Consider the following 12,535-nt stretch of genomic DNA (forward strand, 5'->3'; position numbering starts at 1 on the left):
AGCCCTGTCTGCCGGGGGGCAGCGTTGAGCCTAAGTTGTGTAGATACCTATGCCCCGATAGCAGAGTGTCAGTCAGCAGATTTGTTGGCTGACCCACCGCTATCGGGGGCAAGCCCCCTCCCACATTTAAGCCAATTCAGCCCGTAGCTGGCGAGCCGCGGTGACCATATGAATCAATGCCGCCTCCGTCTCCGGCCAACCCCGTGTCTTCAACCCGCAATCCGGGTTCACCCACAAGCGCTCGGCTGGAATACGCTTGGCCGCCTTGCGCAGCAGGTTGGCCATTTCCGAGGCATCCGGCACCCTTGGCGAGTGGATGTCGTAGACGCCCGGGCCGATGTCGTTGGGGTAGGCGAAGGCTTCGAACGCATGCAGCAGTTCCATGTCCGAGCGTGAGGTTTCGATGGTGATCACGTCGGCATCCATCGCCGCGATGGACTCGATCACATCGTTGAACTCGCTGTAGCACATATGGGTATGGATCTGGGTTTCATCGCGCACGCCCGAGGCGCACAGGCGGAACACTTCGGTGGCCCAGTCCAGGTAGGGCTGCCACTGCGCACGGCGCAACGGCAGACCTTCACGGAACGCCGCTTCGTCAATCTGCACGATCTGGATGCCAGCGGCTTCCAAGTCCAGCACTTCATCACGAATCGCCAACGCCAGTTGCCGAGCCTGCACTTCGCGGCTCACGTCCTCGCGCGGGAAGGACCACATCAGCATGGTCACCGGGCCAGTCAGCATGCCCTTCATCACCTTGTGGGTCAGACCCTGGGCGTAGCGGATCCACTCCACCGTCATCGCCTTCGGACGGCTCAGGTCACCGAAGATCACCGCCGGTTTTACGCAGCGCGAACCGTAGCTCTGGACCCAGCCGAAGCGTGTGAACACGTAGCCGTCCAGTTGCTCGGCGAAGTACTCGACCATGTCGTTACGCTCGGCTTCACCGTGTACCAGCACGTCCAGGCCGAGGTTTTCCTGGACCTCGACGGCATGCTTGATCTCGCTGTGCATCGCTTCGACGTATTCGGCTTCGCTCAGCTTGCCTTGCTTGTAGGACTGGCGCGCCAGGCGGATCGACGCGGTTTGCGGGAACGAACCGATGGTGGTGGTGGGGAACAGCGGCAGGTTGAGGCGCGCACGCTGCTTGTCGATACGCTGGGCAAACGGCGACTGACGTTGGCTGTCCTGGGCGGTGATCGCTGCCACGCGAGCTTGCACGGCGGGCTTGTGAATACGCCGCGAGGTCGCTCGGGCAGCCTGTACGGCGCGGCTTTGCGCCAGGGCGGCGAGCACATCGGGGGCTTCGGGTTCGTTCACCGCGCGGGCCAGTACCGCGACTTCGGCACACTTCTGCACGGCGAACGCCAGCCAGCTTTTCAACTCGGCATCCAATTGGTCTTCGCGGCCCACATCCACGGGGCTGTGCAACAGCGAACAGGACGGCGCCACCCACAGGCGATCGCCGAGTTTTTCATGGGCATGCTGCAAGGTCGCCAGGGCTTTCTCCAGGTCGCAGCGCCAGACATTGCGGCCATTGACCACCCCCAGGGACAACACCTTATAGGCTGGCAGGCGATCGAGGATGGTCGGGTACTGGTCCGGCGCACGTACCAGGTCGATATGTAAACCGTCGACCGGCAGGCTAGCCGCCAGGCCAAGGTTCTCTTCCAGGCCGCCGAAATAGGTGGCCACCAGCTTTTTCAGCGGGTCGCGCTGGATCAGGTTATAGGCGCGCTCAAATGCGTTTTTCCAGGCCTGTGGCAGGTCGAGGACCAGGATCGGCTCATCGATCTGCACCCACTCCACGCCCAACTCCGCCAGGCGCTGGAAGATCTGGCCGTACAACGGTAGCAAGCGCTCGAGCAGGTCGAGCTTGTCGAAGTCACCGCCCTTGGCCTTGCCCAGCCACAGGTAAGTCAACGGGCCGATCACCACCGGCTTGACCGTATGGCCCAGCTCACGGGCTTCCTGCACTTCCTCGAACAGCTGGTCCCAGCCGAGGTGGAACTGCTGGTCAACGCTGAACTCGGGTACCAGGTAGTGATAATTGGTGTCGAACCACTTGGTCATTTCCTGGGCGTGTGCCCCCCCACAACAGCTGTCGCTGACGCCACGGGCCATGCCGAACAGGGTGTGCAGGGTGGCCTGGCCATCGGCGGGACGGAAACGCTCGGGGATCACGCCGAACATCAGCGAGTGGGTCAACACCTGGTCGTACCAGGCGAAATCGCCGGCGGGCAACAGGTCAATACCGGCCTGCTGTTGCAACGCCCAATGGGTCTTGCGCAGCTCACGGCCGACAGCCCGCAGGCCAGCTTCGTCGAGTTCGCCCTTCCAGAACGCTTCCTGCGCTTTTTTCAGTTCACGATCGCGTCCAATGCGCGGAAATCCGAGGGAATGAGCGACTGCCATGACTTACAACTCCACTGTAGGTATTAATGGCAGGCATTGTCGGTAGACGGAGATAGTGAAACAAACTCATTTTATTCCTGATGATCACAAGATTCACTCATGTTAATGCGGCCATGCCACATTCGTGGCGCCGGGCAGCCTGAACATCCCCCCTTGTAGGAGCGAGCTTGCTCGCGAAGAACGCCAACGATCACGCGGGCTGCGTGACGGTCCGCGGCGCACTTAGGTTTTTCGCGCGCAAGCTCGCTCCTACAGGGGGGATCCGCTCGGCCGGTTACATCAACGGAATCGAGTAATTCACAAACACCCGGTTCTGATCCTGGTCCCGCGCGACCTCGCTGCGCGACACGCCGTTGCGCCAGCCGAACCCGACGTTCTTGAAGGTGCCGCCCTGCACCACGTAGTCCAGGCCGATATCCCGTTCCCACTCGCTGGCGTTATTGCCGCTGGCGGTGAGGATATGGTCACCTTTCAAATACATCATCGACGCCTTCAAACCCGGCACGCCCAGCGCTGTAAAGTCATAGGCATACTGGGCGAAGGCGGTGCGTTCGCCGGCCTGGATAAAGGTCTGCACCGTACGGTCGGTGTAGAGGTACAGGCTCGAACCGCCCTCCCCTTTGTTCGCCAGGCCGCCTTGGTTGAGTTGGGCAAAGTTGCTGTCATCGGACACTTGCTGGTAACCCGCGGTAATCGCATGCGGCCCCAGGGAGTAAATGAAGGCTGCACTCCAGGTGTTGTTGTCGATTTCACCGCTGCCGTTTTTGGTATAGCCGCTGAACTTGTAGCCTTCGGCACGCCCCGCGGCGCTGCTGTTTTTGCCGTCCGAGGTGGTCTTGAAGTAACGCAGGTCGGTTTTCAATGAGCCGTAGTCACCCAACGGCAACACGTGGATCAACCCGGCGAAGTGTTGCTGGTAATAGTCTTCGAGGTTGGCGTAGTAGTACTGGACCATCAGGTCCTTGGTCAGTTGGTAGTCCGCACCGGCGTAGGTGAATTTATTGCTTTCGCGGGTGCCGCCGGCTGCTGCCAGGCCACTGCTGTCGCTGGAGCCGCGCCCCGTGGCGTGCTGGAGCTGGCCGCCGATCAAGGTCAGGTTGTCGATGTCTTTGCTGGTCACCTGGCCGCCTTCGAACGATTGCGGTAAGAGGCGGCCGTCGTTGCTCACCAGGATCGGCAGGTTCGGGCGCAGGTAGCCGTAACGCGCTTCGGTCTTGGCGAAACGCGCCTTCGCGGTGGCACCGCCACGGGCCCAATTGTCGGCGGCCTTGCCGTCATCGTTGGGGATCATCGAACTGCCCACATGGCGACCGGCGCCGCTGTCGAGGGTCACGCCGAGCATGCCGATGGCGTCCAGGCCAAAGCCGACGGTGCCGTCGGTAAAACCCGACTGGTAATTGAGGATAAACGCCTGGCCCCACTCTTCGGTCTTCGACGGTGCCGCCGTGCCGTCGCGGTTGTCGTTGTTGAAGTAGAAGTTACGCATACTCAAGTTGGCTTGGCTGTCGCTCAAAAAGTCAGCAGACGCCAAGGGGCTCAGGGCAATACCCAGGCCACCGGTCAATACACTCAATACATTCAACGTGGCTTTCATCAGGACGAACTCCGGCGCGGAATCCAAGTTCCGGGCGCAAAAAATGGGCAGCAGGATGCCGTCGGCCAAACGTGACGTTGGCCGGGGCGTTAACGGTTATTCAGTTGCTTAGTGCTTAGTTAGTTACCTGGTTGAGTGAAGTGAAACCTCCGTAAACCTCAGTCAATCAATCCATGAGCGTCATAGAACGGATACGGCCCCGGGTAATCCCCGAACACGCCGTTGTGGCTGATCAAGCCGTGTTGCGCATCCCAGCGATGCAACAAATACCCCGCCGGTTCCAGGTTGAAATGCGCGGGCGCGGCGTCTTGCAGGTCCAGCACGATCTGATGGGAGGTGCCGGGACACACACAACTCAAGCTGCCGCCAAAGCGCCGCTGCATCGGCCGGTGCAGGTGCCCGCACAGCAGGCGTTCCACTTGCGGGTGGCGCGCCACGACGCGCTCCAGCGCGGCGGCGTTGATAAAGGGTTCGCGGTCCATATGGCCGATGCCGCTGACAAACGGCGGATGGTGCAGGATCAGCAACGTCGGCGTGTCAGGACGTCGCGCCAGTTGCTCATCCAGCCACTGCAATTGGCTGTCCAGGAGCTGGCCGCCATGCCCACCGGGGATAGTCGAGTCCAGGCCGATGAGGCGCAGCGGATGCTCGTCCACCACCCAGTCCAACGGCTGCTCTGCCGACAAAGGCAAATAGGCATGATCGCGGAATGCGTCGAGCAACGGCCCGCGGGTGTCGTGGTTGCCCGGCACCAGGTAGCACGGCATGTGCAGGCGCGCGAGTTCAGGGTGCAGCACGGCGTATTCATCGGCGCGGCCGAAGTCCACCAGGTCACCGCTGACCACCACAATGTCGGGCCGTGGGTGGCTGGCGTTCAAATGGTCGACGGCACGGCGCAGTGCGCCCAGGGTATCGACAACCCCATAGGTCAGGCGCTGGCCGGCTTTAAGGTGCAGATCGCTGATCTGTGCAACAAGAAACGGACGCTTCAAAAGTCGACTCTCACGCATTCAGGGTAAACAACATGTGCGGCGCAACGGCCAAGGCAATCGGCGCGCCGACGACATGCAGCTGGTTGTCGCTGCTGTCCACCAGCAGCGGTTGCAGGCCACCCACATCCACCAGCAGGCGGCTCTGGGCGCCCTGGAAGAACTGCGCGAGCAGATGCCCGTGCAGGTGCCCTTCGCTCTCCATCACCCGTAGGTGTTCGGGGCGGCAGTACACCGTATTGGGCATGTCGGCGGCCCGCCACGGCAGCTCGCCGCCGCAGACTTTCAGGCCATGGGCGGTTCGCGAGGTGACGGCAAAGGCATTGAGGTTGCCGACAAAACCGGCGACGAACGCATTGGCCGGTTTCTGGTAGATCTCCCGTGGGCTGGCCAGTTGCGCGACACGGCCGTGCTCCATCACCAGGATACGATCGCCCAGGGCCATGGCTTCGCCCTGGTCGTGGGTGACAAATACCGAGGTGATACCAAGGCCGCGCAGCAGCTCATTCAGCTCGCTGCGCAGGCGCTCGCGCAATTGCGCATCCAGGGCCGCCAGCGGTTCATCCAGCAACAGCACTTTGGGGCGTGGCGCCAAGGCACGGGCCAAGGCCACGCGTTGACGCTGGCCACCGGACAATTCGTGGATACTGCGTTTGCCGTGATTTTGCAGGCCCACCAGCTCGAGCAATTCCTCGCAGCGCTTATTGCGCGCCAGTGGCGACATGCCGCGAATCTTCAAGCCGTAGACGATGTTCCCCGCCACATCCAAGTTGGGAAACAGCGCGTAATTCTGGAACACCATGCCCACATCGCGGCGCTCAATGGGCAGGCGGGTGACGTCCTGGTCGCCGAACAACACCTGGCCCACATCCGGGCGTTCCAGGCCGGCGATCAGGCGCAAGGTGGTGGTTTTGCCACAGCCCGACGGGCCGAGAATCGCCAGGGTTTCACCGCCTTCGACGGTCAGGTCCAGGTCATGCACCGCCACGGTGCCGTCGGCGAAAGCCTTACGGCAGCCCTTGAGACGAATAGTGATAGCAGTCATCGACGCTCTCCACGGGACAGACGCGCACTGATGGCCTGCAACGCAATCAACAGCGGCACGATCATCAGCAAAAAGATAAGGGTGTAGGCGCTGGCGATTTCCAGGCGCGCCGAGGCGTAGCTGTCGGCCAGGCCCACCGGCAGGGTCTTGGTCATCGGTGTATGGAGCATCCAGGTCAGGTTGAATTCGCCCAGCGACAAGGTCACCACCATCAGCACGCCCGCCAGAATCCCTGCCCGGCAGTTGGGCACTACCACGCTGAAAAAGCGCTTGATCGGCCCGGCGCCGAGGCTGGCCGCGGCCTCTTCCAGCACCGGCAGTTGCTGGCGTTGCATCACCGCCATCACCGGGCGTACCAGGAACGGCAAGGTGAACAGCACATGGCCGACCAGGATGAACAACCAGCTGCTACGAAAGCCGCCGAACTGGCCATAGGTCAGCAGCAAGGCCAACGCACTGGCCAGGCCCGGCATGGCCACCGGCAGCACCATCAGTTCCTCGAAGGCGCGGCTGAAGCGGTTGTTCATGCGTACCAAGGCATAGGCCGCCGGTATGCCGATCACACACACGCACACTGCGCATGCCACGGCCAATTGCAGCGACAGCCATACGGTGGGCGAATAGGCCTGCCACACCTGGATCAACCAGTCGAAGGTCAGGCCGCTGGACAGGCCGACAAAGAAATTGCGCGTCAACCCGGCCAGCAATGACATCAGCACCGGCACCAACATGAAGGCGCACACCAGCAAAGTGAACAGCAGTTGAATCACAAACAGCGATGAGCGCTTCACAGGACCGTCCCCGCGTTTTTCACCAGGCGTCGCGTCAGCAACAGGACCGCCCAGGTCACCGCACCGAGCACCACCGACAGCGCGGCGGCCACGGCGAAGTTGGCATAGTTGGTGAACACGTTGTAGATCGCCACCGGGGTGACATTCAGGCGTGTGCCCAAGGTGAACGCAGTGCCGAAGGCGCCCATGGAGGTGGCGAAACAGATCGCCCCGCACGACGCCAGCGCCGGCGCCAGGCCCGGTACGATCACGTCGCACACCACGCGCCAGTGCCCGGCCCCCAGGGAATGTGCGGCTTCCTCCAGGCTGCGGTCGAGGCTTTCGCACGCCGCCATCACCGTGAGGATCACCCGCGGGATCGAAAAGTACAGGTAGCCGACAAACAGCCCGGCCAGCGAGTAGGCAAAGATCCAGCGCTCACCGGCCAGTTGCAGGCCCAAAGAGGCCAGCAACCCCTGGCGCCCGGCCAACAGGATCACCAGGAAACCCACCACCACGCCCGGAAACGCCAGTGGAAACGTCAACAACGCCACCAGCGCCGAGCGACCAAAAAAACGCTGGCGCGCCAGGAAGACGCCGCTGATGCCGCCAATCAACAACGCCACCAGTGTCACGAAAACAGCAAGCACACAGGTTTGCGCCAGGCTGCCCAAATACTGCGAACTGCTCAGTACCTGCCAGTAACCACTGCCATGGCTGTCACGGCTCTCGCCGCCGAGCACCATCAAGTGCGCCAACGGCAACAGCCAGAACGCGAGCAGCACTGCAAAGGCCGGGGCCAGCGCCCAGGCTGCATGTTTTGCCGATGCGGCCACTTACTTGACCTCGTTCAGATAACGGGCGGCAAAGGCTTCCTGCACAGCGGCCATTTTTTGGTAATCCACCACACCGGCACGCGCATAGTCACTGTCAGGCAGGAACTGGGCGGCGACCTCGGCGGGCATCTTCATCGGCCGTACCGGGCGCAGGTAAGCCTTGGCCCAGAGTGCCTGGCCTTCGTCAGACAGCACGAAGTCGAGGACCTTTTCAGCGTTGGCGCGATGGGGCGCGTTGGCGACCAGGCTCATCACATAGGGCACGCTGATGCTGCCTTCTTGCGGGATCACGAAGGCGACGTTGGCCTTGTCCTTGTAGCGGGCGCGGTAGGCGTTGAAGTCGTAGTCCACCAGGATCGGCAACTCGCCGGACAGCACCCGCGCATAGGCAGTTTGCTTGGGCACGATGGGGGCGTTTTTCGCCAGTTTCTGGAAGTAGTCGATGGCCGGGGCGAAGTTATCCAGGTCGCCGCCCAGGGCGCGGTTGATCGCCACGGCGGATACATAGCCGACAAACGCGCTGGATGGATCGAGGTAACCGACCATGCCTTTGTATTGCGGCTTGAGCAGGTCTGCCCAGCTTTGCGGCACCGGCAGGCCGCCCAATGCATCGACGTTGACCATGATGCCCAAGGTGCCGGAGTGGATCGCGAACCAGTGGCCGGCGGGGTCTTTCAGGCCGGCGGGAATCTGCTCCCAGCCCTTGGGCTTGTAGGTGTCGACCACTTCGGCCTTTTGCGCTTGCAGGCCGAAGGTCACGCCGTAATACACCACGTCGGCGACCGGCGCGGCCTTCTCGGCGACCAGTTGCGCCAGGGATTGGCCGGAGTTCTTGTTGTCCAGGGGCACTTGCACCCCAGTACTGGCGGCGATGGCCTTGAGTTGCGTGCCCCAGTCGGCCCAGTCCGGCGGGCAGTTGTAGCAAATCGCGGTATCGGCGGCCTGGGCCAGGCTGGCCACACCGCACAGCAGCACAGCTGCCAGGGTTTTACTGAATGCGCGCATCAAGAGTCTCCTCATGGGGTTGAGTGCTTTCGCCCGGCCGGACATGGCAAGGCAGGCAATGGGAAATCGGGGCATTGCCGGCGATCTGCGCCAGCAGTTGATCAATCACGGTGCTGGCCAGCAGTGCGATGGGCTGCACCACACTGCACAGGGTCGGGTGCATCTGGGTGCCGAGGGCAATGCCGTCGAACCCCATCACGGACAGTTGCTCGGGCACATTCCAGCCGTTGCGACGCAGCTCGGCGATCAGGCTGATCGCCAGGAAATCGTTGGAGCACACCAACGCAGTCGGCGCCTCGGGGCCGCGCAGGAACGGCTCGATCGCGGCGAACTCGGCCTGGGTGTGCGCCGGCATTTCGATCACTGCGCGGCTTTTGAGGGCGTATTCCTTCATCGCATCGCAATACCCGGCGTAGCGCAGGCGTGCGCGGTCGGACTGCAAGGCGGGGCCGGCGACCATGCTGATGCGTCGATGGCCGGCCTCCAGCACGTAGCGCGTGGCCAGGGCCATGCCCGCGCGGTTGTCCACCGATACGGCGCTGTAGTTAGGGTTGCTCGGTTGGTGATAGGCCAGCACGAACGGGGTTTTTTCGGTATTCAGGCTACTGAGCACGCTGTTGCTTTCGGCATCGGTGACCGTCAGCACCAGGCCGTCGACGCGCTGGCGCAGCAACTCCTCCACCACAATGCATTCGCGCTCGCTGCTGTAGTCGGTGGTCGCCAGCACCAGGCTGTAGCCACGCAACCGCGCGGCACGCTCCATGGCCTGGAACTGTTCGGCGAACACCGGATTGAGCAGGTTGGGCACCACCACGCCGATCAACTGGGTGGTTTGCAGGCGCAGTTGGCGGCCCAGCAAGTTGGGCCGAAACCCCAACTCACGGGCGGCGGCGAACACTTGTTCACGGGTCGCCGGGCGCACCTGGTCAGGGGAGGCAAAGGTGCGGGCGGCGGTCGCGCGGGATACGCCAGCCAACCGCGCAACGTCTTTCAGGTCAGTCATGTTCACTCGCTTGAGATCGATCTCATTGGCGAGGACAGTAACGGTGGAATGTGGCAGGAAGGTGGTGGGGAGATGACAGTTTGATGGCAGCCAGGCCCTGGCGCGCTCTAATCCCATGTGAACGCCCGTAGCAGCGTTGGATAAGACGGTATCTACGTGCGATTGCCTGCTTTCAGCGCGATGAAAAACCAGGCGTTGTGATCGTAGTACGTCGCCTCAAGCTCGACGGAATATTGTTAGCTCGGAGACGCGAAAACACATTCAGGAAGTGCCCGTCTCGTAAAGTCGAATTTTCCGACATTAATCGCAGATAACAAATCTTTACTCTTCGGGCTTTCGCGTCCAGGAGTGAAAGGAATGACTTCCAGCGTATTACCGAGCGTTTTCTTCGACCACAGCCGACACACCCTGAGCGTTCACAACGTCAACGCCCACCTTGACGTCCTGGCCTTCGAAGGCCACGAGCGCCTGAGCGAACCATTCTCCTATCGCATCGAATTCACCAGCACCGAACCCGACCTCGCCGCCGAAACCCTGCTCGGCAAGGACGCCTGTTTCAGCCTGCACGCGCCGCCGCAAAAGCTGCCCCTGCTCAGTTTGACGCCACCCCCCATCAAACCCCTGCGCACCCTGCACGGCGTGGTCACTGGCTTCAAGCGCCAATCCGGCTCCAACGACCAGGCCAGTTATGCAATCACCTTGCAACCGCGCCTGGCCCTGCTCGGTCGTGGTCGCCAGTTCCGCATCTACCAGCAGCAATCGGTGCCGCAAATCGTCGAAAGCATCCTGCGCAGCCGCCACGACTTTGAAGGCCAGGATTTTCTGTTCAGCCTTAAGCGTGACTACCCCAAGCGCGAACAGGTCATGCAATACGGCGAAAGCGACCTGGCCTTCATCACCCGCCTGCTGGCCGAAGTGGGCGTCTGGTACCGCTTCACCAGCGACGAGCGCCTGCGCCTTGCGGTGGTGGAGTTCTGCGACGATCAACGCCTGTACCTGTTCAACGTCGAACTGCCGTACCGCCCGCAATCGGGCCTCAGCAGCAGCGACCAGGACTGCGTGTGGCACCTGCAATCCGACCATCAGGTGGTCGAGCAACAGGTACATTTGCGCGCCTACCACCACCGCGACGCCCGCGCGCACCTGAGCGGCGAGATTGACCAGACCCGCGGCGCCAAAACCACCTACGGCGAGGCCTACCACTACGCCGAACCCTACACCGCCCTCGGTGACCGGCTGGATCAGGACGAAGACCTGCTCAGCGAAAGCGGCTACTTCTACGCGCGCCTGCGCCACGAGCGCTACCTCAACGGTCAGACCCAGCTCCGCGGCATCACCAGCAGCCCCACCCTGGCACCGAGCCAAGTGCTCAAAGTCACCGGCGGCGCGCCCCAGGCTTTTACACCTGGAGCGGTGATCACCGGCCTGACAACCACCGCTGCCCGTGACAGCAGTTTCATCGCCACCTTCGAGGCCATCCCCTACTCAGAAAGCGTGTGCTTTCGCCCAGCGCTGAAGGACAAACCCCTGATCGCCGGCAGCATCCCGGCCCGGGTCACCAGCAACAAAGCGCACGACCCCTACGCCCATATCGACCTTGAAGGCCGCTACCGGGTGCAGTTCCTGTTCGACCGCGACAGCTGGACCCTGGGTCAAGAAAGCCTCTGGCTGCGCCTGGCCCGGCCCTACGCTGGCGACACCCACGGCCTGCATTTACCGCTGATTGCCGGCACCGAAGTGGCGGTGGCCTTCGAACAAGGCGACCCCGACCGCCCCTACATCGCCCACGCCCTGCACGACAGCCAGCACGTCGACCACGTGACCTTGCGCAACTACAAACGCAACGTCCTGCGCACCCCGGCGAATAACAAACTGCGCATGGACGACACGCGGGGGCAGGAGCACGTCAAGCTGAGTACTGAGCACAGTGGCAAGAGCCAGCTCAATCTTGGGCATTTGGTGGATGGTCAGCGAAAACCACGAGGCCAGGGCGCCGAATTGCGCACCGATGGCCATGCCGCCATTCGTGCGGGCAGCGGCATCTTCATCAGTGCTGACGCACAGCCCAAAGCGCAGGGCCAGATGCTCGAAATGAGCGCTGCGCTGGGTCGGTTACAGCAGGCGGGCGAACAGTTGGACGAGTTATCGGTGGATGCCCAGGCAAGCAATGCCGACCCGGCTGATGTGCAGGCGCAAGTGATGCTGTTGCGTGAGCAGCTCAATGAACTCAAGGCCCGCGTAGTGTTCCTCAGCGCGCCCGATGGCGTGGCCATGACCAGCGGCCAGCACCTGCAATTGGCGGCGCAAGACAACCTGATGATCAACGCCGGGGCCGAGGCAGATATCAGCGTGGTCAAGCGGCTGTTCATCGGTGTGGGCCAAGGGATGAGCCTGTTTGTGCGCAAGCTGGGGATCAAGCTGATCGCCAACCAGGGGGCGGTGAGCATCCAGGCGCAAAACGACAAGCTTGAGCTGCTCGCGCGTCACGGCTTGGAGATCACCAGTACCGAGGACGAGATCCATATCACGGCGAAAAAGAAAATCACCCTTAATGCAGGGGGCAGCTACATCACCCTCGATACGAGCAGCATCGTTTCCGGGACTTTGGGCGACCATTACATCAAGGCCGCGCACTACGCGTTCACCGGCCCAGCCAGCCTGAAGGCCGCCCATCCGGAGTATCCGCAGAGCCTGTTCAAACAACCACTGCGGCTCAGCATGCCGCAAATCCCCAATGCCTCCGATCAAGGCTGGGCAGGCATGCCCTACACGCTCTACGCCGACGGTGCCGTGTTCAAGCAGGGCGTATTGGATAAGTCCGGGCAGGTGTTGATCGACCACGCGGTCGTGACCCAGCAGTACCGAATGGAGTTGGCCA

9 protein-coding genes are annotated in these 12,535 nt (G+C 62.2%); 1 reads left to right on the forward strand and 8 read right to left on the reverse strand.

Annotated elements, in window-relative coordinates; genetic code table 11:
* Positions 1-126: 126 nt before the first annotated feature.
* The 8 genes from metE to ACODSV_RS34220 all read right to left on the reverse strand — a co-directional run bounded on the left by metE (position 127) and on the right by ACODSV_RS34220 (position 9,657).
* Positions 127-2,415 carry a 5-methyltetrahydropteroyltriglutamate--homocysteine S-methyltransferase gene (gene metE / locus ACODSV_RS34185; protein ID WP_150056569.1) on the reverse strand — a complete coding sequence of 763 codons (2,289 nt, stop codon included), beginning with the start codon at positions 2,413-2,415 and terminating at the stop codon, positions 127-129.
* Positions 2,416-2,689: 274 nt separating this feature from the next.
* Positions 2,690-4,009 carry an OprD family porin gene (locus ACODSV_RS34190; RefSeq protein WP_041161239.1) on the reverse strand — a complete coding sequence of 440 codons (1,320 nt, stop codon included), beginning with the start codon at positions 4,007-4,009 and terminating at the stop codon, positions 2,690-2,692.
* A 158-nt stretch (positions 4,010-4,167) separates the two neighbouring features.
* Complete coding sequence (locus ACODSV_RS34195; protein ID WP_024075974.1) at positions 4,168-5,001, reverse strand: phosphodiesterase; 834 nt, start codon at positions 4,999-5,001, stop codon at positions 4,168-4,170.
* A 10-nt stretch (positions 5,002-5,011) separates the two neighbouring features.
* Entirely contained in the window at positions 5,012-6,043 is a 1,032-nt protein-coding gene (locus tag ACODSV_RS34200) for an ABC transporter ATP-binding protein (RefSeq protein ID WP_150095484.1), read from the reverse strand.
* On the reverse strand, positions 6,040-6,834 hold the full coding sequence (locus tag ACODSV_RS34205; protein WP_150056276.1) for an ABC transporter permease: 795 nt from the start codon (positions 6,832-6,834) through the stop codon (positions 6,040-6,042). The genes ACODSV_RS34200 and ACODSV_RS34205 overlap by 4 nt, the downstream gene beginning before the upstream one ends.
* A complete protein-coding gene (locus ACODSV_RS34210) occupies positions 6,831-7,649 on the reverse strand; it encodes an ABC transporter permease (protein WP_150056277.1) in 819 nt (272 codons plus the stop codon). Before ACODSV_RS34210 ends, ACODSV_RS34205 begins: the two co-directional genes overlap by 4 nt.
* Positions 7,650-8,654: an ABC transporter substrate-binding protein gene (locus ACODSV_RS34215; protein WP_069076331.1), complete on the reverse strand. Its 1,005-nt coding sequence runs from the start codon at positions 8,652-8,654 to the stop codon at positions 7,650-7,652. It abuts the gene before it with no gap.
* The gene (locus tag ACODSV_RS34220; RefSeq protein WP_150056278.1) at positions 8,638-9,657 is read right to left on the reverse strand and encodes a LacI family DNA-binding transcriptional regulator; all 1,020 of its coding nucleotides are present in this window, start codon (positions 9,655-9,657) and stop codon (positions 8,638-8,640) included. Before ACODSV_RS34220 ends, ACODSV_RS34215 begins: the two co-directional genes overlap by 17 nt.
* Positions 9,658-10,014: 357 nt before the next feature.
* Here ACODSV_RS34220 and ACODSV_RS34225 point away from each other — a divergent pair.
* Positions 10,015-12,535, forward strand: a 2,521-nt coding sequence (locus ACODSV_RS34225; RefSeq protein ID WP_489078407.1) for a type VI secretion system Vgr family protein, incomplete at its 3' end; no start/stop codon positions are given.

The organism is Pseudomonas sp. FG86 (assembly GCF_057808775.1).

Excerpts from the sequence above, each read along its gene's own strand:
- metE (WP_150056569.1), bottom strand. The coding sequence starts at position 2,415 with ATGGCAGTCGCTCATTCCCTCGGATTTCCGCGCATTGGACGCGATCGT.
- ACODSV_RS34190 (WP_041161239.1), bottom strand. The coding sequence starts at position 4,009 with ATGAAAGCCACGTTGAATGTATTGAGTGTATTGACCGGTGGCCTGGGT.
- ACODSV_RS34200 (WP_150095484.1), bottom strand. The coding sequence starts at position 6,043 with ATGACTGCTATCACTATTCGTCTCAAGGGCTGCCGTAAGGCTTTCGCC.
- ACODSV_RS34215 (WP_069076331.1), bottom strand. The coding sequence starts at position 8,654 with ATGCGCGCATTCAGTAAAACCCTGGCAGCTGTGCTGCTGTGCGGTGTG.
- ACODSV_RS34220 (WP_150056278.1), bottom strand. The coding sequence starts at position 9,657 with ATGACTGACCTGAAAGACGTTGCGCGGTTGGCTGGCGTATCCCGCGCG.